Origin of the sequence: Streptomyces sp. NPDC048606 (assembly GCF_040650855.1) — a bacterium.
In the GTDB taxonomy this organism is placed as follows: Bacteria; Actinomycetota; Actinomycetes; order Streptomycetales; family Streptomycetaceae; genus Streptomyces.
This window is the reverse complement of record NZ_JBEZIB010000033.1, coordinates 52981-74046: the sequence shown is the minus strand read 5'-3', so window position 1 is coordinate 74046 and position 21066 is coordinate 52981. Positions and strand designations below refer to the sequence as shown.

22 protein-coding genes are annotated in these 21066 nt (G+C 74.6%); 11 read left to right on the top strand and 11 right to left on the bottom strand.

What is annotated here, in order from left to right:
• Nucleotides 1-51: 51 nt before the first annotated feature.
• From AB0D01_RS30050 to AB0D01_RS30040, 3 genes are all read right to left on the bottom strand, one after another.
• Nucleotides 52-2439: a bifunctional serine/threonine-protein kinase/ABC transporter substrate-binding protein gene (locus AB0D01_RS30050; protein ID WP_363060716.1), complete on the bottom strand. Its 2388-nt coding sequence runs from the start codon at nt 2437-2439 to the stop codon at nt 52-54.
• Between the two features lie 118 nt (nt 2440-2557).
• Nucleotides 2558-3331: an ATP-grasp domain-containing protein gene (locus AB0D01_RS30045; RefSeq protein WP_363060714.1), complete on the bottom strand. Its 774-nt coding sequence runs from the start codon at nt 3329-3331 to the stop codon at nt 2558-2560.
• Nucleotides 3332-3523: 192 nt separating this feature from the next.
• On the bottom strand, nt 3524-4321 hold the full coding sequence (locus AB0D01_RS30040; protein ID WP_363060712.1) for a helix-turn-helix transcriptional regulator: 798 nt from the start codon (nt 4319-4321) through the stop codon (nt 3524-3526).
• A 119-nt stretch (nt 4322-4440) separates the two neighbouring features.
• Between AB0D01_RS30040 and AB0D01_RS30035 the strand changes: the two genes are divergently transcribed.
• The gene (locus AB0D01_RS30035) at nt 4441-5178 is read left to right on the top strand and encodes an SDR family oxidoreductase (RefSeq protein ID WP_363060710.1); all 738 of its coding nucleotides are present in this window, start codon (nt 4441-4443) and stop codon (nt 5176-5178) included.
• 51 nt (nt 5179-5229) lie between these two features.
• Here the strand turns inward: AB0D01_RS30035 and AB0D01_RS30030 are convergent, their stop codons facing one another.
• Entirely contained in the window at nt 5230-5781 is a 552-nt protein-coding gene (locus AB0D01_RS30030) for a winged helix-turn-helix domain-containing protein (RefSeq protein ID WP_363060708.1), read from the bottom strand.
• 57 nt (nt 5782-5838) lie between these two features.
• Here AB0D01_RS30030 and AB0D01_RS30025 point away from each other — a divergent pair, with 57 nt between their 5' ends.
• Complete coding sequence (locus AB0D01_RS30025) at nt 5839-6744, top strand: S41 family peptidase (protein ID WP_363060706.1); 906 nt, start codon at nt 5839-5841, stop codon at nt 6742-6744.
• Between the two features lie 44 nt (nt 6745-6788).
• Here AB0D01_RS30025 and AB0D01_RS30020 read toward each other — a convergent pair whose 3' ends face one another.
• The 3 genes from AB0D01_RS30020 to AB0D01_RS30010 form a co-directional block, all read right to left on the bottom strand.
• Nucleotides 6789-7229 carry a VOC family protein gene (locus tag AB0D01_RS30020; protein WP_363060704.1) on the bottom strand — a complete coding sequence of 147 codons (441 nt, stop codon included), beginning with the start codon at nt 7227-7229 and terminating at the stop codon, nt 6789-6791.
• 103 nt (nt 7230-7332) lie between these two features.
• Complete coding sequence (locus AB0D01_RS30015; protein WP_363060702.1) at nt 7333-7935, bottom strand: TetR family transcriptional regulator; 603 nt, start codon at nt 7933-7935, stop codon at nt 7333-7335.
• A complete protein-coding gene (locus AB0D01_RS30010) occupies nt 7932-9083 on the bottom strand; it encodes a saccharopine dehydrogenase (RefSeq protein WP_363060700.1) in 1152 nt (383 codons plus the stop codon). The genes AB0D01_RS30015 and AB0D01_RS30010 overlap by 4 nt, the downstream gene beginning before the upstream one ends.
• Before the next feature lie 777 nt (nt 9084-9860).
• On the opposite strand from AB0D01_RS30010, the gene lanL reads away from it, so the two are divergent.
• From lanL to AB0D01_RS29990, 4 genes are all read left to right on the top strand, one after another.
• Complete coding sequence (lanL, locus tag AB0D01_RS30005; RefSeq protein WP_363060698.1) at nt 9861-12539, top strand: class IV lanthionine synthetase LanL; 2679 nt, start codon at nt 9861-9863, stop codon at nt 12537-12539.
• Between the two features lie 49 nt (nt 12540-12588).
• Nucleotides 12589-12744 carry a VenA family class IV lanthipeptide gene (locus AB0D01_RS30000; RefSeq protein ID WP_363060696.1) on the top strand — a complete coding sequence of 52 codons (156 nt, stop codon included), beginning with the start codon at nt 12589-12591 and terminating at the stop codon, nt 12742-12744.
• Nucleotides 12745-12928: 184 nt separating this feature from the next.
• Nucleotides 12929-14032, top strand: a complete 1104-nt coding sequence (locus AB0D01_RS29995; RefSeq protein WP_363060694.1) for an ATP-binding cassette domain-containing protein — start codon at nt 12929-12931, stop codon at nt 14030-14032.
• An 80-nt stretch (nt 14033-14112) separates the two neighbouring features.
• On the top strand, nt 14113-14910 hold the full coding sequence (locus tag AB0D01_RS29990; RefSeq protein WP_363060779.1) for an ABC transporter permease: 798 nt from the start codon (nt 14113-14115) through the stop codon (nt 14908-14910).
• A gap of 55 nt (nt 14911-14965) precedes the next feature.
• Here the strand turns inward: AB0D01_RS29990 and AB0D01_RS29985 are convergent, their stop codons facing one another.
• Together AB0D01_RS29985 and AB0D01_RS29980 are read right to left on the bottom strand one after the other, a co-directional pair.
• A complete protein-coding gene (locus AB0D01_RS29985; protein WP_363060692.1) occupies nt 14966-15475 on the bottom strand; it encodes a GNAT family N-acetyltransferase in 510 nt (169 codons plus the stop codon).
• A 52-nt stretch (nt 15476-15527) separates the two neighbouring features.
• The gene (locus AB0D01_RS29980; protein WP_363060690.1) at nt 15528-16049 is read right to left on the bottom strand and encodes a GNAT family N-acetyltransferase; all 522 of its coding nucleotides are present in this window, start codon (nt 16047-16049) and stop codon (nt 15528-15530) included.
• Between the two features lie 148 nt (nt 16050-16197).
• Here AB0D01_RS29980 and AB0D01_RS29975 point away from each other — a divergent pair, with 148 nt between their 5' ends.
• Nucleotides 16198-17700, top strand: coding sequence for a cryptochrome/photolyase family protein (locus tag AB0D01_RS29975; protein ID WP_363060688.1), 1503 nt, complete (start codon nt 16198-16200; stop codon nt 17698-17700).
• A 45-nt stretch (nt 17701-17745) separates the two neighbouring features.
• Here AB0D01_RS29975 and AB0D01_RS29970 read toward each other — a convergent pair whose 3' ends face one another.
• Nucleotides 17746-17877 (bottom strand): hypothetical protein, encoded by a 132-nt coding sequence (locus AB0D01_RS29970; RefSeq protein ID WP_363060686.1) that lies wholly within the window; start codon nt 17875-17877, stop codon nt 17746-17748.
• A 128-nt stretch (nt 17878-18005) separates the two neighbouring features.
• Between AB0D01_RS29970 and AB0D01_RS29965 the strand changes: the two genes are divergently transcribed.
• The gene (locus AB0D01_RS29965; protein WP_363060684.1) at nt 18006-18911 is read left to right on the top strand and encodes an NAD(P)-dependent oxidoreductase; all 906 of its coding nucleotides are present in this window, start codon (nt 18006-18008) and stop codon (nt 18909-18911) included.
• Nucleotides 18912-18977: 66 nt separating this feature from the next.
• Here the strand turns inward: AB0D01_RS29965 and AB0D01_RS29960 are convergent, their stop codons facing one another.
• Nucleotides 18978-19172 (bottom strand): hypothetical protein, encoded by a 195-nt coding sequence (locus tag AB0D01_RS29960; RefSeq protein WP_363060682.1) that lies wholly within the window; start codon nt 19170-19172, stop codon nt 18978-18980.
• A gap of 161 nt (nt 19173-19333) precedes the next feature.
• Between AB0D01_RS29960 and AB0D01_RS29955 the strand changes: the two genes are divergently transcribed.
• From AB0D01_RS29955 to AB0D01_RS29945, 3 genes are all read left to right on the top strand, one after another.
• Nucleotides 19334-19723 (top strand): STAS domain-containing protein, encoded by a 390-nt coding sequence (locus AB0D01_RS29955; protein WP_363060680.1) that lies wholly within the window; start codon nt 19334-19336, stop codon nt 19721-19723.
• 123 nt (nt 19724-19846) lie between these two features.
• Nucleotides 19847-20026, top strand: coding sequence for a DUF6381 family protein (locus AB0D01_RS29950; RefSeq protein ID WP_363060678.1), 180 nt, complete (start codon nt 19847-19849; stop codon nt 20024-20026).
• A 127-nt stretch (nt 20027-20153) separates the two neighbouring features.
• Entirely contained in the window at nt 20154-21038 is an 885-nt protein-coding gene (locus AB0D01_RS29945; protein ID WP_363060676.1) for a GNAT family N-acetyltransferase, read from the top strand.
• The last annotated feature ends 28 nt before the right edge of the window (nt 21039-21066 follow it).

Here is a 21066-nt window from a genome sequence, read left to right as displayed (position 1 = left end):
CTGGCGGGCGGCTGTCGGGGCCTGGCGAGCGGCCGGGTGGCGGCCCGGTCGTCAGCGGGCGGGGCGCGCGTTCGGCACGGCGGCCCAGCTCCCGCCCTTGACCGTGTACACCGTCAGCCGGCGATCGAGCGTGTCCCCGCTGCCGTCGAAGGCGACGCGTCCCGTGACCCCGTCGAAGCCCAGGCGGGCCACGGCGGCGGGCAGTCGCCCGCGGGCGTCGTCGGGAAGGGTGCCGCCGTTCGCCGCCACGACCGCCTTGACCGCTTCGATGAGGCTCCAGGTCGCGTCGTAGGCGTACGGCCCGTACCAGCCGGCCGCTTCCGGGAAGCCCGCCCCGCCGTAGCGGGCCAGGAAGTCCCGCCCGGCCGCCGAATCCTCGGCGGGCACGCCGATGTTGGTCGCGAGGTCCCCTTCGGCGCTCGGGTTCGCCGTGAGGTACTGCTGGTCGAAGATGCCGTCGCCGCCCATCAAGGGGGCCGTCACGCCCGCCTGCTCCAGCTGCCGGGAGAGCGGCGCGGCGGTGTCGTGGTAGCCGCCGAAGTAGACGGCGTCGGCCTGCGAGGAGCGCACCCGCTCCGCGAGGCCCGCGAAGGCGCGCTCGGCGGGGTCGACCTGCTCGGTGCCGACGACGGTCCCGCCGAGCTTCGTGAACTCGGCCGTGAGGCCGGAGGTGAGGGCGGTGCCATGGGCGCTCGCGTCGTCCACCACGTACAGCTTGGTCCTCTTCGCCTGGCCGTGCAGGTAGCGGGCGGCGAAGGGGCCCTGGTCGACGTCGGTCGCGACGGTGCGGAAGTAGGTGGGGTAGGGGCGCGAGGTGGTGCCCGCGGCCCAGTCGGGTCCCAGGGTGAGCACGGGGTCGGTGTTGCCGGGCGAGACGACGGCCATGTCCGCCCGCGCGAGCGGCGCGAGGAAGGTCTTGGCGACCCCGGAGTTCAGGGGGCCGACGACCCCGAGCACCTTCTCGTCGGACACGAAGCGGGCGGCGTTGGAGGCGCCCTTCGCGGGGTCCGCGGCGTCGTCCAGGGCCTTGATCTCGAACTTCACGCCAGGGACGTGCCCGGCCTCGTTGGCGGTGCGGGCCGCGAGCTCGGCGGAGTTCCTCATGCCGGCGCCCAGGGCGGACAGGCCGCCGCTGAGCGGTGCGTCCACCCCGATCACCACGGTGACGGCGGAGGCCGCCGAGCCGCTGCCGGCCGCCCGGCCGTGGGGCGCGTCCTCGTCACGGGTGAGGGTCCAGGTCAGGAGGGAGCCCGTCGCGAGGGTGGCGAGCACCGCGGCCAGGACCACGGAGCGTCGGGCCGGGGGCCGCCGCCGGGCGGGGAGGCTCTCGCCGTCCGCCGTCCCGTTCGACACCACCGGGGTGGCTCCGGCGGGGTCGAGGACGGTCGGCGTCCGGGTCGGCGCAGCCGTCGGCGCCGGCGTCGATCGGGGCCGGGGCTCCGGCTGCCGCCGCGGGGGTGTGGGTGTGGGGTCCGGGGTGGGCGGCGCGGCGTCCGGAGTCGCCCCGGGGTGGCTCACGCGCGGGTCCGGGGTGCGGGGGGAGGCGGGCGCGGGGTCGGACTCCGGTCCGGCGGACGGACCGTGGGCGGGGGCGGGGGTGGTGGCGGTGGGGGCGGTGGACCGCAGGACCGATGCCAGCATCTCGGCCGCCCGGTCGGCGTCGACGCGCCGGTCCGGGTCCTTGGTGAGCAGCGCGTCCAGCACCGGTGCGAGCGGGCCGGCGTGGACCGCCGGCCGGTGCGGGCGGGTGAAGACGGCCACGGCCAGGGCGTGGAGCCCTTCCGCGTCGAAGGGCGGGCGTCCTTCCACGGCGTGGTAGAGCGTCGCGCCGAGTGCCCAGAGGTCGTTGGCGGGGGTGGGCCGCTTGCCCTCCAGTTGCTCCGGCGGCATGTAGTGGGGCGTGCCGATGACGGTCCCGCTGTGGCTCAGCCGGGTCGTGGCGTCCGCGAGGTGGGCGATGCCGAAGTCGGTCAGGACGACGCGGTCCTTGGTGAGGAGCACGTTGTCCGGCTTGATGTCGCGGTGGACGATCCGTGCCCGGTGCGCCTCGGCCAACGCGTCGAGCACGGCGGCGCCGATCTCGGCGACCCGGCGCACGGGCAGGGGGCCGTCATCGCGGATGGCGGCGGCCAGGGAGCGGCCCCGGACCAGTTCCATGACGATGACGGGGGCGCCGTCGTGCTCGACGACGTCGTGGATGGCGATGATCCCGGGGTGGCTGAGCGTGACCGCGGCGCGGGCCTCGCCGGTGAACCGCCGCAGCAGCGCGGCGCGGTCGGCGTCGTCCAGTCCCGGCGGGAAGAGGATCTCCTTGATCGCGACCTCGCGCCCGAAGAGGTGCTGGTCGAGGCCGCGCCACACGCGGCCCATACCGCCCTGGCCGATGCGTTCGACCAGCTGGTATCGGCCGGCGATGAGTTCGGGGTTCTGCTCGGTCACGCGCACACTCTAGGGGCTGCCGAGCCGATCGGGTGCGGAATCCGTGGCGTGATCCCACCCCTCGGAACACCCGCTTCCGGACCGCCCGTCACCGCCGTGGTTCCGGGCGGGCCCCAGGTCATCGCGGTCGGGGTCGCTGCGGGGCGAGGTGGGTCCGGTCCCGCTCGGCGACCGCGCCGATCGGGCCGGCGGCGCGGAGCACCACGTCGAGGACGCGGTCCGGTTCGGCGGCGTAGCAGTGGGCGAACCAGGCCATGTTGGCCTCCACGACGGCCCACCCGCCGTCGGCGAGCCGGCCGACGTCCAGGCACACCGCGCTGGGCAGGCGGGCGGCCTCGGCGTCCAGCACGGTGCGGCCGAAGGCGAGGCTCTCGGCATCCGGCGGGGCCGGGTCCAGGCGTCCGTGGACGGCGTAGCGGCTCGCGGTGACGACCTCGCCGTCGAGGACGAACAGCCGGTACTCGGCGGTGAACTCGACCACCCCGCTCACCAGGACCGGCGTGGATCCGTCGAGCCCGGCGGGCAGGTCGCCGCCGTCCTCGTAGACCTGCGCGGGCAGCGGGTCGATCTTGGCCGAGGGCGGCTTCACGAAGGCCCGCTCCCGGGAGGTCCGGGCCTCGGCGAGGGTGGTGAGCCGCACGGGGCGCCGCAGGAGCCGGTGCGGCAGGTGCGTCAGCCAGTCGTCGGCGGGTTCGAGGAGCCCGAGGCCGAGGGGACCGGCGAGGCGCGCGGCCGCGCGGGGACCTCCGTACCAGTGGACCCGGCGTCCTTCGAGGCCTGCCGCGCGGTCGGCCACGTCGTGGCCCCGCCAGACCGCCGCCCGGGCGAGGAGTTCGGCGGTCGAGGTGCGGGGCGCGGACAGGAGGAGGACGGGTGGGGTACGGGTTTCCATCCGGGCGACCCTAGCGGAGCGGGCGTGCGGCCCGAACGGGCGGTCGGCCGTCCGGCCTTGGCCTCGACCCGTACGACCCTTGGCGCCGGCCCGTACGGCCTTGGCGCCGGCCCGTCCGGCCTTGACGTCGGCCCGTACGACCCTGGCGTCGGCCGCCGCATCGGCCCCCGTGCGGGGCCGGCGCGCGCCCGCTCAGGGGGCCGGGGCCGGGGCGTAGACGACGAGGGTCTGCTCGGGGCTCCCCGCCACGTGGAAGGCGGTGTAGGCATAGGTGACCACGGCCCCGTCCGGCGACCGGAGCCGCTTGCGGCCGCCGCCGCGCGCCTCGACCTCGAAGTGCGGCCACCACGCGCGGACTTCGGGGCTGCCCTCGCGCAGCTCGTCGACCAGCCGCGCGAGCCGGGGGTCCTCGGGGCGGGCCCCGGTCAGGGTGCGCACCCGCGCGAGGAGTCCGCGCGCCTCCGGTTCCCAGTCGACGAGGACCTCGCGCGCCCGCGGCTCCAGGAACGTCCAGCGCGCGAGGTTCGGCCGCCGCCCGTCCGCGGGGACGAGTCCCGGGAACGCCCCTTCGGTGGCCGGGTTGTGGCTCAGCACCTCGTAGGTGCCGTCGATGACGTACGCGGGATGCGGCTGGAGCAGCAGCGGGACGGCGGCCACGTCCGGGTCGAGGGGCGCGGGCGGCGTCTCCCCGTCGGCCGGCGCGCGGCCGGCGAGTCGGAAGAGGTGGTCGCGTTCGGGAGGGCCCAGGCGCAGCGCGCCGGCGAGGGCCTCCAGGACCTGTTCCGAGGCGCGGACGTCCCGGCCCTGCTCCAGGTACGTGTACCAGGTGGCGCTCATCCCGGCGAGCAACGCCAGTTCCTCGCGCCGCAGGCCCGGGGTCCTGCGCCGGCCCGTCGGCGGCAGGCCGGCCTCGCGGGGGGTGATGCGCTCGCGGCGGCTGCGCAGGAAGGCCCCCAGCTCGCGCCGTTGTTCCCGCCGGGGGTCGGACATGCGGCTACCACCTCTGGTTCCAGGATAAGTCGGCTCTGGATACCAGGCTAAACCCCTCGCACACTGGCCTTGCCGCCGGTCGAAGGGCGACGGCGGGTCAGCGGTACGGGAGGAACACGGTGTCGGGCATCAGGGGCAAGGTCGTGGCCATCACGGGGGCGAGCAGTGGGATAGGCGAGGCGACCGCCTTGCTGTTGGCCGAGCGGGGCGCCCGCCTGGTGCTGGGCGCGCGCCGCACCGAGCGGCTGGAGCGGTTGACCGCGCGGATCGAGGAGGCGGGCGGTGAGGCGGTCCACCTCCGTACGGACGTGACGCTCATCGGCGATCTGCGCGCGCTGGTCGCGCTGGCGGGCGAGCGCTTCGGGCGGTTGGACGTCCTCGTCGGCAACGCCGGGGTGGGCACGATCTCGCCGCTCGACGATCTGCGGATCGAGGAGTGGCACCACATGGTCGACGTCAACATCAAGGGCGTCCTCAACGGCATCGGCGCGGCCCTCCCGGTGTTCCGCGCCCAGGGCGGCGGTCACTTCGTCACGACCGCGTCCACGGCCGCCCACCGCGTCGTGCCGACGATGGCCGTCTACGCCGGCACGAAGGTCGCCGTACGGGCCGTCTGCGAGGGCCTGCGGCAGGAGGCGGGGCCGACCCTGCGGGTCACCACCGTCTCGCCGGGCGTGATCTCCACCGACTTCGCCGAGGCGTCGAACAACGAACGGGTCCGCGCCGACATCACACGCCTGCGGGAGGAGGTCGGCATCGCACCCTCGGCGGTGGCGCGGGCCGTCGCGTACGCGATCGAACAGCCCGCGGACGTGGACGTGAACGAGATCGTGGTGCGACCGACGGCCCAGAGCTGACCGCGAGTCCGGTGAACCCTCCCGGTCGGAGCACCAGGCTGTCCAGCCGGATCAGCCGGACCAGCCGGACGGGGTGGTGTCGGTCGGCGGGCCCTGTTGGTAGAGCGCCACCAGCACGCCGTGCAGGGGCTGTTCCTCCGCGTCATCCTCGGCCTCGTCGACCAGTCGGGCGAGGGTCTCTCCGAGTTCCCTCGCCCGGTCGGGGCTCAGGCGCAGGTGGCGCAGCGTCAGGTGGGTCTCCGTGGGCGAGAGGTCCAGCTCCTGGGCGAAGGCGGCGAGCATCGCCGCGGTGCCCGCCGCCTGCGGTTCGGCGACGACCATGCGGCGGGCCGTGCGCTGGTGGTACTGCTCGGTGCCGCCGCGGACCTGGCGGGTCTCGGTGATGTGGACGAGCCCGGCGTCGCGGAGCACTTTGAGGTGGTGGGCGACATTGCCCTTCCCCGCGCCCAGCCGCGCCGCCAACTGCCGCGCGGTGGCGGGCCTGTGGCCCAGGGCGAAGAGCAGGCGCTGGCGCAACGGGTGGGCGAGCGCCGCGAACTGCTCGGGCGCGCCGATCTCCAGGACGTCCTCGGGAGGCTGCGGGTGGGAAGACTCATCACGCATGCCGAAAGTGTCCAAAGTCTTTGACGCTTTCGCAAGGGCCGTGCTCTACTCCCTGCCATGACGACTCCAACGAAGCTCTCCACGACCCCTGTTGTCGACGAGACGGTCCGACTGCTGACCGAGCACTACGTGTTCCCCGAGACGGCCGAGCAACTCGCCGGCCTGCTCCGCGAACGCCTCGCCGAGGGCGCCTACGACGTCGACGACGCCGCGGAACTCGCCCGACTGGTCACCGCGGACCTGCAGTCCGTCAACGGCGACCGGCACCTGCGGCTGAAGCACCACGCCACCCCGGTACCCCCGAAGGAGGGGGCGGCCACCCTGGCGGCCATACGCCGGGACTTCGACACCTCGCTGGGCGGTGCGCCCCGGGTGCAGCTGCTCGACGGCGGGGTCGCCGTGCTGGAACTGGCGCCGATGCTGTTCCCGCTGGAGTGGGCCGCCGAACCGCTCGGCGCCGCGCTGACCCTGGTCTCCCGCGCCCCGGCGCTGATCATCGACCTGCGCTCCAACCGGGGCGGCGACCCGGACACGGTGGCGTTCGTCTGCAGCCACCTGCTCGACGAGCGCACCCACCTCAACACCATGCACTGGCGCGGCGGCGACCGCGTCGAGCAGTCCTGGAGCCAGCCGCACGTCCCCGGCCCGCGCTTCGGCGGCAGCAAGCCCCTGTACGTGCTGACCAGCGCCGGTACGTTCTCCGCCGCCGAGGAGCTGGCGTACGACCTCCAGCAGCTCGGCCGCGCCGAGGTCGTCGGCGAGACCACCCGCGGCGGCGCCCACCCGTGCCAGGGCTGGACCGTGCACCCCCACCTGGAGGTCACCGTCCCCCTGGCCCGCGCCGTCAACCCCGTCTCCGGCACGAACTGGGAGGGCGTCGGCGTACGGCCGGACGTCCCCTGCGCCGCCGCCGAGTCCCTCGACCGCGCTCACGCGCTGGCGCTCGCCCGACTGACGGACTGACCCGGCGGCCGCCGGGGGCGGGGGCGTCGTTCAGCGTCCAGCGTTCAGCCGAGTTCCTCGGCCAGCGCGAGGATGATTCCGCCCGGCCCGCGGAGGTAGCACAGCAGGTAGGCGTCCTCGTAGCGCGTCACCTCGCCGACGAGTTCGGCGCCGTGCGGCCGCAGGCGCGCGAGGGTGTCCTGGAGGTCGTCGACGGCGAACATGACGCGGTGCAGGCCGAGCGTGTTCGCCGGGGTGGTCTTCGGCTCGGGGGTGATCGCCTTCGGGTGGTGGTACCGCGCCAGTTCGAGCCGGCCCGGTGCGTCCGGGATCCGCATCATCGCGATCTCGCACCGCATGTCGTCGAGGCCGACGACCTTCCCCGCCCAGCCCCCTTCGATCGGCATCCTGCCCTCCAGCTCCATGCCGAGTGCGGTGAAGAAGGCGACGGCGGCGTCGAGGTCGTCGACGACGATGCCGACGTTGTCCATGCGCTGAATGGTCATGGGCCCGAGGATAGGAGCCGCGTCCGACACCGCCGGTCCGACGGGCCGACCCGACGGACGCCGGTCGCCCCGGTGGGTCCGCCCGATCGGGCGGGCGTGGTGATCAGGGGCGTTCGGCGGCCCCGAGCAGGGTGAGGGCGGTCTCGCGCAGGCGGGCGTCGGAGCCGGCGGTGCGCCGGCCGGTGATGCCCGAGCGGAAGAGGGCGGAGCCCTCCATCAGCATGACGAACACCTCGGCCCGGTGGTGCGCCTCGGCGGCGCTCAGCCCGGGCGCCCGGTCCCGTACGAACGCGGCCACGTGCTCGGCGTAGCGGTCGTAGAAGGCGCGGACGGCCGCGGCCGCCTCCCCGTCGTGCGCGGCCAGGGCCCACACCTCGGTGAACAGCCGGACCAGGCGGGGGTCGTCGTGGTCGGACAGGACGCCGTCGAGCAGGGCCTCGCGGTCGGTGCCGTCCGTGTGCGCGGCGGTGAGGGCGGTGACCCGCTCCAGGGACGCGGCGAGGACGCGGTCGAGGAGCGCGGCCAGGAGGGCGGCGCGGGTGGGGAAGTAGTACTGGAGGTGGCCGAGGCGGACGCCGGCGTGCTCCGCGACCGCCCTCAGGGTCAGTTCGGACCCTCCGGAGGAGGTGAGGACGTGCGCGGCGGCGTCGAGGAGGGCCTCGCGCCGCTGCCGGCCCTTGGGGGTCGGTTCGGGCGCGGCGCTCACGCGGCGGCCCGCGTTCCGGCCCGGCCGGGGCCCGTGCCGCGGGCGCCGGCGTCGTCGGCGGCGTCCTCGTCGGGGTATTCGTCGAAGGAGAGGTCGACGCCGTGCGCGGAGAGGAGTGCGAGCGCGCGGGCGGGGTCCGGGTGTTGTTCGGGGAAGACCACGCCCTCGGAGGCGGGCGATCCGTCGGTGCCCAGGACGCGGTGCAGGCCCGCGACGGCCCCGACCGCCGTCAGGTGGTGCTGGCCGAGCGGGTCGGTGACGGTCGTGGTGCGGGTGCGGCCGCAGTGGGTGACGTCCACGCGCAGGCGGGCCGTTCCGCCGTCGCCCGGCGAGTGCAGCAGGGCGCGGCGGGCGGGGGCCCAGCGCTCCCCTCCGGCCCAGCGGAAGAACCCCGTGCCCCGCAGCGCGAGCAGGGCCCTGGTCGCGGCCGGGGAGCTGAACCCGATGCGGGTGACGGCGGTGGTGGTGCCGAGGGTCAGGGGCAGGGTGAACTGTTCGGGGGTGTCGATGCGGGCGACGCGTACGGGCGTTCCGCCGACGGCCACCGTACGGGCCTCGGTCATCGGCGCGGCGAGCCGGCGGCTACCGCCGTCGACCACCTCGAAGGACACCCCCAGGCGGTCCATGAACTCCACGGAGTCCGCCCCGGCCCGGTCGGCCATGTCCCAGCGGACGGCGATCTCGACGCGTTCGGCGCCGCCGAGTTCCGCGGCCGACGCGGCGGCCACCAGGCTGGTGACCCCGCCCATCCAGGCGGACGACAGAAGTACGGGGGCGGCGGGCCGCAGCAGGGTGGCGACGGTGACCGCCCGTTGCAGGCGGCCCGTCCAGCGGGTGATGTCGACGTAGGGCACGCCGGCGGTCGCGGCGGCGCGCAGTACCCGGTCGTCGGGGTCGTTGACGGAGCCGATGACGGCGCGGACGCCCGCCCGGAAGGGGGTGGGGTCCGTCAGGTCCCAGGCGCGCGCCTCGCCCCCGACCTCGGCGGCCAGCGCGGCGCCCCGGTCGGGGTTGCGGCCGGTGAGGAGGGTCGGGGTGTCCGCCCCGAGGACGCGGGCGATCTCGGCGCCCACGGTGCCGTACCCGCCGGTGATGAGGACGGGGCCGGAGGGGTCCGGGCGCAGTTCGTCGCGCAGTTCGGTGATCATGCCCCAGATTTTAGGTCAGGCGACCTAAAAATGCGATACGGGCCGGTGCACGATCCCGATTGCCCGACGAGACTCCCGGCCTCCCGAGCCGACACGACTCTCGGCCCCCGCCGATCCCACGGGCCGGGGGGGCGCCGCCGGATCCGGCACGGACGCATGACGCCGGGGGCAGGCCTCGGAACCGGAGACAGGGTCGCCATCGGCGACGGCGGCGCCGGCCGCTCTGACGCAGTCCCACCCGGCGCACACGCCCCGCCCGCCCCCGTCGGACCCGATGATTTCGGTCGTCGATTCGAGTCGCGTTCGGGGGCACCGCTTAGTTCATTTCCCCTTCAATTTCCTTGGCGACATACGACACGCCCCCCGAATGTCGAATCCCTCGCGGATCGAACCGAAAAGACGCAGACAACAACACCTGCCGGCCTGCCGTGCGCGTCCTTTCCACCCGAAACGAAAACGCGCTCCCCCTCTCGGCCGCCGCGCGCCCGGCCTCCGCGCGGCGGGGAACACGGAGCGGGCCGGGCCGGCCCCACCCCGTCCCATGCGCGCCACGGGCACCCGGTACCCCACCGGCCACGATTTCGCCCCGCCGCCCGGTGCATCACCACCGCGCACACCCTCCCCGCGCTTCCTTTCCGCGCCGGCCCACACCATCCGGACGCACAACAACACCGTGCGCTCACCGGAACAAGTGACGCCCGCGGCGGCCCGGTTGTACGTTCTTGCTTACCGAAGGCATATTCCAACCCGCGGTATTCGCCGTTGAGGGGGACGGGCATGACGAGCCACGCCATCGAAGTCGAACTCGAAGAACTCCTCCGCCGGACCCTGGACTCGACCGGTACGGCCGCGCGGTGGACCACCGACACGGACGACATGTGGTGCCGGCTCACCCCCCGGTCCGCGACACCGCGCGAGCAGGGTTGGAAGCTGCACGTCTCGGCGACGTCCGCCTCCGCTCCGACGGTCCTCGCGAGGGCCCTGGAGGTACTGCTGCGGGACGCGTCGATGTTCAAGTTCGCCCGGTCCCTGGAGCAGGTGGGCGCGCTCAACTCCCGCGCCACGCCCCGGGGCGGCTCGGGCAAGTTCCTCACCGTCTACCCCCGCTCCGACGCGGACGCCGCCCGGATCGCACTCGAACTGCACACCGCCACGGCCGGCCTGGCCGGCCCCCGGATCCTCTCGGACCAGCCGTACGCCGCGAACAGCCTGGTGCACTACCGCTACGGCGCCTTCGTCGGCCGGCGGCACCTGTCCGACGCCGGACTGCTGGTCTGGTACATCGAGGACCCCGACGGCAACCCCGTCGAGGACGAGCGCACCGGCCGGTACGCGCCCCCCGCCTGGGCGGTCAGCCCCTTCCCCGCGTCGGTTCCGGTGGCGCCCCCGCCCCGGGATGCCGGGACACAGCCGGTGCTGCTGGGCGGCCGGTTCTCCGTCCGGGAGGCGATCCGCCACACCAACAAGGGCGGCGTCTACCGGGGCACGGACGTCACCACGGGCGCGCCGGTGGTCATCAAGGAGGCCCGGCCGCACGTGGAGGCCGACGCCTCGGGGCGCGACGTGCGCGACTGGCTGCGGGCCGAGGCGCGGACGTTGGAGAACCTGCGCGGCACCGGCCTCGCGCCGGAGCCCCTCGCCCTGTTCGAGCACGGCGGACACCTCTTCCTCGCCCAGGAGGAGATCCCCGGCGTCCCCCTGCGCAACTGGGTCGCCGAACACTTCCGCGACACCGGCGCCGCGCGCTACCGCGCCGACGCCCTCGTCCAGGCCGGCCGACTGATCGACCTCGTCGCCGCGACCCACGCCCGCGGCTGCGTCCTGCGCGATTTCACCCCCGGCAACATCATGGTGCGCCCGGACGGCGAACTGCGCCTCATCGACCTCGAACTCGCCGTCCTGGAGAACGACGACGCCCTGCCCACGACGGTGGGGACCCCCGGCTTCAGCGCGCCCGAGCGCCTGGCGGACGCGCCCGTCTCCCCGACGGCCGACTACTACAGTCTCGGCGCCACCCTGTGCTTCGTCCTCGCCGGCAAGGTGCCCAACCTGCTGCCCGAGGAGCCCGCCGAGCGGTCCCCGGACCGGCGGCTCGCCGAGTGGCTGGACGCCGCCTGCGCCGCGTTCCCCCTGCCCGACGGCCTGCCCGAGCTCATCCTCGGGCTGATGCGGGACGAGCCGGGCGAGCGCGGGGACCCGGCCGGGGCGGGCGAGGCCCTGCGCCGGGCGATCGCTCCGCCCCGGCGGCGGGAAGGCCCGCCGGCCGGCCCGGCCCGTGGACGGCCGGCGCCCGACGCGGTGTCCGCCGCCCTGGAGGGGATCGTCGACCACCTCGTCGACTCGATGACGCCGAAGGACGCGCGGCGCCTGTGGCCCGTGTCCACCAAGGCGGGCGAGACGGACCCCTGCACGGTGCAGCAGGGAGCGGCCGGCGTACTGGCCGTGCTGACCCGCTGCTTCGAACTCACCGGCGATCCGCGCCTGCCGGAGGTGATCTCCACCGCGGGGCGCTGGATCACGGAGCGGACCGACACCCGCTCCATACGTCCGGGGCTGCACTTCGGAGGGTCGGGCATCGCCTGGGCCCTGTACGACGCGGCGCGCGCCGTCGACGACCCCGGCCTCGCGGAGCACGCGACGGCCCTGGCCCTCGCACCGCAGGAGACGACACCGAGCCACGACATCACCCACGGCCGCGCCGGCAGCGGAATGGCCGCCGCCCACCTGTGGCAGCGCACCGGCGACCCGCGCCTGGCCGCGCTCGTGGTCGGCGCCGCCGATCGGCTGGCCGCCGCCGCGCGGCCCGAGCCCTCCGGGGTGAGCTGGCCGATCCCGGCGGAAGCCGCCTCCGCGGAAGCCGGGAAACGCTATCTCGGCTTCGCCCACGGGGCGTCCGGCATCGGCTGCTTCCTCCTCGCCGCCGCCGAGGTCTCCGGGCACCGGCGGTACCTCGACCTGGCCGTGACGACCGGCGAGGAGCTGGTGGCAGGCGCGGTACGGATCGGGGACACCGTCCAGTGGCCGGCGCAGGCCGGCGACGTGCCCACGGCCCCGTACTGGTGCCACGGTTCGGCGGGCATCGGCACCTTCCTGATCCGGCTGTGGCGGACCACCGGGGACGACCGCTACGGCGAACTCGCCCACGGCGCCGCCCGGGCCGTGGTCGAACGCGCCTCCCGCGCCCCCCTGACCCAGTGCCACGGGTTGGCCGGCAACGGGGACTTCCTCCTCGACATGGCCGCGGCCACCGGGGACACCACCTACCACGCGATGGCCGAGGACCTGGCCCACCTCATCGCGACCGAACGGGCCCACCGCGCCGGCCACGTCGTCTTCCCCACCGAGTACGGGGACGTCTCGACGAGCTGGAGCGACGGATCGGCGGGGATCCTCGCGTTCCTCCTGCGGACCCGCCACACCGACTCCCGGCTCTGGATGACCAGGCAGCCGGGCTGAGCGGCAGGGAAACCTGCCCTGCCGCCACCTCCGAGAGAAGGAGAAAGCCATGGAGAACCGCGACCTCGAACTGCTGGCTCACCTGCACGCCCTTCCCGAGACCGACCCGGTCGGCGTCGACGGGGCCCCGTTCGCCGACACCTGCGCGTGCGTCGGACTCCTGACGCTGCTCAACACCGTCTGTGTGGGCATCAGCTGCGCCTGACCGGGCAGTAGGCTCCGGCTCGCACGGGGCCGCACGACCTCCGACAGGTGACCGCCCACGGCGGTGGCCACCTGTCGGAGCACGCTCCACCGCGCGGTGGGGCCGGCGACCCTCCCCACCCGTTCCCGGCTCCACCGCCGTCCTGCCGAGTCCGCAGACCACCCCCGCAGACGAGGACCCGCCCATGCAGCCACCCGCAGGTGCCGACGCCCCCGCCCGGGCCACCCTCCCGGACGCCCTCCCCGCCACCGCCCCGGACGCCGCCCGCGAGGGCCCGGACGGCGCACGGACGGACCACGGGACGACGTACGCCATCACCACGCGGGGCCTGGTCAAGAGCTACCCGGGTCCCGACGGAACCACGACCCACGCCGTGCGCGGCCTGGACCTGGACGTACGGCAGGGCGAGACCTTCGCCTTCCTCGGCCCCAACGGCGCCGGCAAGTCCACCACCATCGCCCTGTTGTGCGCCCTGGCCCGCCCCACCGCCGGAAGCGCCACGGTGGCCGGCGCCGACGTCCTCGACCGACCGGAGCGGGTACGACGACACGTCGGGATGCTGTTCCAGCACAGCGCCCTGGACACGGACCTGACGGCCGAGCAGAACCTCCACATCCACGCCCGCCTCTACGGGCTGGGCCGCCGCCACGCCCGGCTGCGCGCCGCCGAGACCCTGGAGGCAGTCGGTCTGGGCGACCGGCGGCGCTCCCCGGTCCGCAGCCTGTCCGGCGGTATGCGACGACGCCTCGAAATCGCCCGCGGGCTGTTGCACGAGCCGCGGATCCTGTTCCTCGACGAGCCGACGACGGGACTCGACCCCCACGCCCGCGCCCAGGTCTGGGAACACCTGCGGGCCCTGCGCGACCGGCAGGGCACCACCCTCTTCGTCACCACCCACTACCTGGGCGAGGCGGAGAACTGCGACCGTCTCGCCATCATCGACCACGGCCGCCTGGTGGCCCAGGGCACGCCGCTCGCGCTGAAGGCCGCGATCGGGGACGACCGCGTGGTGCTGCGCACCGGTGACGACCGCGCGGCGCGCGAGGTCGTGCGCCGGACCGCGCCGCCGGGCACCGTCACGACCTCGGACGGCGAGGGGATCGCCCTGCGGGTACCCGACGGCGGTTCCTGGATCCCGCGCCTGTGCGGGGCCCTGGCACAGCACGGCATCGCCGTGCACGCCGCCTCCGCGACCCCGCCGACGCTCGACGACGTCTTCTTCCACCACACCGGGCGCAGCATCCACAAGGCGCCCCCGGTGGCGACGACGAGCGGGGAGGGCCCGTGAGCACCTCCGCCGTGCGGGAGCGGGGAGCCCCTCGAACCCCCCGTGTCGGGGACGCCCCGCGGCGGTCGCCGCTCGCCGCCCTGCGCCGCGAACTCCGGGCCGTCCACGCCCTCGTCCACCGCGACCTGCTGCGCCTGGCCTCCCAACGCACCCACACCGCGCTGATGCTGATCCAGCCGGTGCTCTACCTGTTCATCCTCGGCGGCGGCCTGGCGGCCCTGATCCCCGACGCGAGGCTGGGCGTCGACTACCGGACCTACCTCTTCCCCGGCATCCTGATGATGACGATCCAGTCCCCGGCGATCGTGGTGGGCATCCGGCTGATCACCGACCGGCAGAGCGGCTACCTGCGCGAACTGCTCATGGCCCCCGTACGTCGCTCCACCCTGCTCCTGGGCAGCTGCGCCGGCGGCACCGCGGTCGCCACGGTCCAGGGGGCCGTGCTGCTCTCCCTCGTCGGCACCGTCGGTCTGCCCTACGACCCGATCCTGCTGGTCCTGCTCCTGGCGGGCATGGTGCTCGCCTCGTTCACCCTCACCGCCCTGTCCCTGGCCCTGGCCGTGAGCCTGGCCCGGGCCGAGATGTTCCAGATGCTGCTCGGCCTGGTGATGATGCCGCTGCTGTTCCTGTCCGGCGGCTTCTTCCCGCTGGAGAGCCTGCCGGGCTGGGCCCGTGCGTCGGCCGCCTTCAACCCGCTCGCCCACGGCGTCGACCTGCTGCGCCGCGTCGTCGCCCTCCGGGAGCCGGACGGGGCGGCCGTGGCCGGTATCACGTGGTTCGGGCACCAACCCCCGCTCCTCCTGGAAGCGGCGGGGCTCCTGACGATCGGGGTCGTCGCCCTGCTCTGGGCCGCGCACCGCTTCGGCCGCCCCGAGTGAGACGCCCGCCCTCACGCCCCGTTCAACCGGACCCGCCCCCGCCCTCCGGCCGGGCCTAGTTCCTGACGTCGAGGTGGCGCTCGTACTCGACCTGCGGGAGGAGGTTCCCCTCGCCGAAGTCGCAGGCGCGGGCGGCGCCGCTCTCGTGGAAGCCGGTCTTCGCGTAGAAGCGGTGGGACTGGGGGGTGTCGCGCAGCGTCCACAGGTGCGCCTGCGCGAACCCGCCGGCGCGCAGCCGGCGCAGGGTCTCGGCCATCAGCGCGGCGGCGACGCCGCTGCCCCAGCCGTCGGGGTGGTTGTAGAAGCTGAGGATCTCGGCGCGGCCGGGTCGGGTCGCCGACGGGGCGTACGAGGAGAGGGCCAGGGGGCGACCGTCCAGCTCGGCGATCAGGATCTCCGGCGTCGCCCTGACGACCCTGTCGTGCCATCGGGTGCGCCGGCTCTCCACCGCCCGGGCGGCGAACTCCGCTTCGAAGAAGGGCGCGTACGTCCGCTCCCAGGCCGCGGCGTGGATCTCGCCGAGGACGCCGCCGTCGTCGGCCGTGGCGCGACGTATGTCGATCATGCGGTCACCCTACCCAACGTCCGCCCGGCGAAGCCCTGTTGATGGCCGTCGTTCAGTCGATCACCAGCCGCCACCGGACCTCGCCGTCGACCCGCTCGTCGGTGGGGGTGAGTCCGGCCGCAGCGGCGACGGCGGCGGAGGCCTCGTGGTCCGGGTGGATGTGGGCGAGGACCGTGTGCACCGGGAGCGTGCGCAGCCAGGCGACGAGCCCTCGGGTCGCCTCGCCGGCGATGCCGCGGCGCTGCCAGGGGGTTCCCACGACCCAGGCCAACTCCGTGGTGGCGCCCCGGTCGTCGGCGGTGATCGTCGCCTGGAGCGTGCCGGTCAGGGGACCGCCTTGCCCGTCGCGGAGCCGGATGGCCCAGTTGCACCAGGATTCGCCGGGGTTCGGTGAACCGGCCTCCCAGCGTGCGTACCGCGCGCGCAGGTCCGGGGCGGTTTCGGGAGTGCCGCCGATGAAGGAGTGCAGGTCGGGGTCGGACAGCACCACGGCCATCTCGTCGGCGTGCTCGACCCGCAGGGGCAGCACGGTCAACCGGTCGGTGTGGAGGGTTTCGGCTCTGAGGGGTGTCACGCGGGCTCCTTGTCGGGACGTGGGACGAGTATGCCGTGCGGTGCGGCCCTGCCGGCCGGCGCCGTTCGCGGGCCGACACGACGGCTCGGCGACCGGTTCGTCGGGCCGGCTCGGATAGCGTCGTCCCCGGCGGCGGCAAGGAGTCGAGATGCGATGGCACTGGCTGTTCGGTGACCAGTTGGGACCGCACTTCCTGGATCCCGGCGACGACGGTCCCTCCCGCGACGCGCGCGTGGTGATGATCGAGTCCCGGGCGGTCTTCCGGCGCAGGCGCTTCCACCGCGCCAAGGCGCACCTCGTCCTGTCGGCGATGCGCCACAGGGCGGCCGAGCTGGGGGACCACGTCCACTACGTGCGTGCCGAGACCTACGGGGAGGGCCTGCGCGGGCTGCCGGGAAGGGATCCCTTCACCGTCCACCATCCGACGTCCCACGCCGCGGCGGCGTTCGTACGCGGTCTCGATCGGGTCCGGGTCCTGCCGGCCAGGGGGTTCCTGATCCCGCGCGAGTCCTTCCGCGCCTGGGTCGACCTGCGCGGGGGACGTGAACTGCGGCAGGAGGACTTCTACCACTGGACGCGCCGCGAGCTGAACCTGCTCATGGACGGCGACGCCCCGGCCGGCGGTCGGTGGAACCACGACCACGCCAACCGGGAACCGCCGCCCAGGGGTTGCGCGACGCTGGGCGCCCCGCGGCCCTACCGGCCCCGGGAGGACGCCATCGACGAGGAGGTCCGCGCGGACCTGGACCGGTGGCAGCGCGAGGACGGGATCGAGTTCGTCGGTCGGGACGGGCCCCGGCTCTTCCCGGCGTCGCGCCGCGAGGCCCTGGCGGCCCTGCGCCGGTTCGTCGACAAGCGGCTGGCCGACTTCGGCCCGTACGAGGACGCCGTGCTCGCGGCGGATCCCGTCATGAGCCACAGCCTGCTGTCCTCCTCGCTCAACCTGGGCCTCCTGGACCCGCTGGAGGTGGTCGAGGAGGCCGAACGGGCCTGGCGGGACGGTCGGGCGCCGGTCAACAGCGTCGAGGGGTTCGTCCGGCAGATCGCGGGCTGGCGCGAGTACGTGTGGCAGCTCTACTGGCACTTCGGGGACGGCTACCGCGACAGCAACGCGCTGGGGCACCGTGAGCCGCTCCCCCGCTGGTTCGCCGAACTCGACGCCGACGCCGTCACGGCCCGTTGCCTGGCCACGGCCCTCGCGCAGGTCCGCGACACGGGGTGGACGCACCACATCCCACGGCTCATGGTGCTCGGCAGTCACGCCCTCCAACGGGGGTGGGACCCGCGCGAGGTGACCGACTGGTTCCACCGCTGCTTCGTCGACGGCTACGACTGGGTGATGCTGCCGAACGTCGTCGGCATGTCGCAGTACGCCGACGGCGGGCGGATGACGACCAAGCCCTACACCTCCGGGGGCGCCTACATCCACCGCATGAGCGACCTGTGCGGCGGTTGCGCCTACCGGCCGGGGGACCGCACCGGGCCCCGCGCCTGCCCCTACACGACCGGGTACTGGTCCTTCGTGCACCGCCACCGTGACGTGCTCGCGGCGAACCCGCGCACGGCCCGCGCCGTGTACGGCCTCGACCGCCTCACGGACCTGCGGGAGGTGCTGCGCGGCGAGCGCGGGCGGGGGGACCTGCCTCCCTGAGGCCGCCCCGAGGCCGTCCCGGCGTGCCGACCGTGGCTCGCCCGCTCAGCGCGCGGTCGCCCCGAGCGAGGCCAGGAAATCCCGCTGGTCGGTCAGGAAGCCCGCGGCGAACGGGGACCTCGGCGCGAACACCGCGGTCGCGGTGAGGCGCGGCCACGAGCCCTGGCCGTCGGGCACGACGGGGGACCCGGGCGACCGCGCCTGTTCCGCCTCTACGAGGACGCCGCCGCCCCGTGACCCCGCAGAGTGACGGGGGTCACTTCCGGAAGTGTCACGTTCCGGGCGGGCCGACTTGTCACATGGGCATGAACGACATCGAGAACGTGCTGCTGGCAGGGGCGAGCGGGGTCTTCGGACGCCACATCGCGAAGGAGCTCACCGGGGCGGGCCACCGCGTACTGGGGCTGGGGCGCGGGGCGGAGAACGACGTCGTCGCCGACCTGACGGACCGCGAGGGCCTGCTGCGGGCCGTCGAGGGACTGCGGGTCGACGTCGTCGTGCACGCCGCCACCGCGCTGCGCGAGGCGCCGATGAGACACCGCGACATGGCCGCCACCGACGCCCTGAGAACCACCGGCACCGCGAACCTGGTCGAGGCCGCGCGGGCGGTGGGGGCGCGGCGGATGATCGCCGAGTCGATGGTCTTCGGGTACGGGTACCGCGACTTCGGGGACCGGGTGCTGGACGAGGACGACGGGTTCGGGGCCGGCGGGCTCGACCGGGGGTCGCAGGCGCACGTGGACGCGATGCGGACCAAGGAGGAGCTGATGCTCGGCGCCGAAGGCATCGAGGGCGTCGCCCTGCGCTTCGGGCTGTTCTACGGTCCCGGCGGCACCGAGGCGCTGGTGGGACTGCTGCGCGAGCGGAAGCTGCCGGCCGTCGCCGACCGGGGTCGCGTGCTGCCGTGGGTCGAACTGCGCGATGCCGCGCGGGCGGTGGCGCTCGCGGTGGAGGGCGGGGTGGCGGGGCGGGCGTACAACGTCGTGGACGACACCCCGACGGGTTTCGGCGCCCACGTCCGCGCGGTCGCGGAGGTGTTCGGCACTCCCGCGCCGAGGACCGTGCCGGCCTGGCTGACGCGGCCGATGCCGTACGCGCACCGGATGTTCACCACCAACCTGCGCGTCTCGAACGCCCGGGCCCGGACCGAACTCGGCTGGACCCCCCGCTACACGGGCTGCGCCGAAGGCCTCGCCGCCCTCCGCGGCTGACGCCGTCCGACAGCCCTGAACCCCCGAGGCCCCTCCGCCCCCGCGCGGCGTACGGTCCGTCCTCGCTCAGCCCTCCTTGCCACGTCCGCCGCGTTCGTGGCGCTCTTCGCGGTGCGGGGTCGGCTCGGGGTGGCGATCCCGGTCCGTGCGGCGGCCGCCGCCTCGGTGCTCCTGGGTCTGGCCGGGGCGGGTCGTGAGGTCCTGCGCCTGCTCCTCGCGGCCCTTGCCGGGTTCCTGCCGCTTGTCCTGCATGCCTCCCATGACGTAAGGCTCCTTTCAGGTCGGGTTCTGCCTTGCCTCGCTCCTACCCGCTGCCACCCGTCGCACCGCCGGGGCGGCCGGCCCTCGTCCGCGGACGGGCACGGGTACGCATGCCCGGGCCGGGGCGGGGCAGACGCCTGGTGCCGTACAGGAGGTGCACGATGAACACCGGCACGACGCAGCCCCACGGTCCCGGCCCCTACGTGGTCCGCGTGAGCGGTGACATGGACCTGGAGCACGCGGAGGACCTGCGTACCGCGCTCGCGGCGGCGCTCGCCCGGGCCCCGGCCCGCTCGGAGATCGTCGTCGACCTCCGGAACTCCTCCTTCTGCGACTCGACGGGACTGAACGTGCTCCTGGAGGCGCGGCAGCAGGCCCTGAACCTGGGCCGTCGACTCGTCCTCGCCGCGCCCGGGCACCAGATGATCAGGATGCTGGAGATCACCTCGACGGCCGGCCTGCTCGCGTGCGTCCCCGCGCTCGCGGAGCGGGAGGAACCACTCGGGCGGGCCCCGGCCGAGGGCGGCGCACGGCCGACGTCGACACCGTAGGGCGCGCCGGTCGCTACGCCGCTGCCGGGAGCCGGACCAGCATGATGGGGCTGTCGGTGATCGCCGAGCACCGTGTCGCCACCGAACCGGAAGACCGCCCTCCCAGGTAAGGATCGATCGCTCATGAAGGATGCAGAGGAAGACGCCCGGCAGCTGCGTCGGCAGGCCGAGGAGCTGGAGTTCCAGGCCCAGCGGTCGCCCGATCCGGCGCGACGCCGGGAGCTGATCCGCAGGGCCCTGGAGATCCGGAGGGAATGCGAACGGCTCGGCGGGCCGGAGGCGGCCACCATGGACCCCATGTAGGGCCCGGCGCCGACACGCGTGTGCGCGGTGGCGCCCGCCCGCCGAGCGGGTGCGTGCGCCATCGTCGGTCGCCCTCGCCCGGAAATATCGGTGGGGCTCTGTCGGTGGGGGTGCCTACGGTGTGCCCATGCAGCAGATGGAGATCATTTCCGAAACGGGTGTGTGGCGCGACGAGTTCGAGGGGCGGGTGTTGGCCGGGTACCGGGATGCGGGGTGTTCCGAGCCGTTGGCGCGGGCCCTTCTCGAACAGGCCGTGAAGGGGATCGACGGTTGGACGGTGGCCACGGACGGCGCCGGATGGGCGGCCGTCGAGGTCCGCGAGGAGGACGGCGCCCTCGTGGGCCGGATACACGACCTCACGACGCCGCGCGGACGCGAGTGGGCCGAGCGGTGGTGCGCCGAGCGCGGGGCGCAGCGGGTGGCGGTGCGACTCACTGGCGCGGCGGGGGCGTTCGCCGACTATCCCGTGCGGGCGCAGAACCGCATGCGGGCCGTGGCCGAGGCCCCCGAGCTCCCGGCGGGCCTGACGGCCCGGCGCCTCACCGAGGACGAGTATCCGGACTGGCTGGCCGGTGAGCAGGCCGGTTACGTCGCGGACATGGTGCGGGCCGGGGCGATGACCCCGGAGCAGGCGAAGGCCAAGTCCGACCGGGACTTCGCCCGGCTCCTGCCTCAGGGGTACGCGACCCCGGGGCACGCGTTCTACGCGATGGAGGCCGAGGGCGTCGTGGTCGGGACGGGGTGGGTGAACCACGCCTTCCTGCCGGGGGTGACGTTCGGCTTCTCGTTGGAGGTGTACGAGGAGCACCGGGGCAAGGGCTACGGTCGGGCCGCGATGGCGGTCGGCGCGTGGGCCACCCGTCAGGGCGGCGACGAGGTGCTGATGCTGAACGTGTTCGGCGGCAACGACGTGGCGATGGGGCTGTACGAGAGCGCGGGGTTCACCGTGCTGGAGGAGTACCGGTCGATCGACCTCGACCCGCGCCTCGACCCGGTCCCCGCCCCCGCGTGAGCCGCGCCGCGTAGGAGTCCGGGCCGCG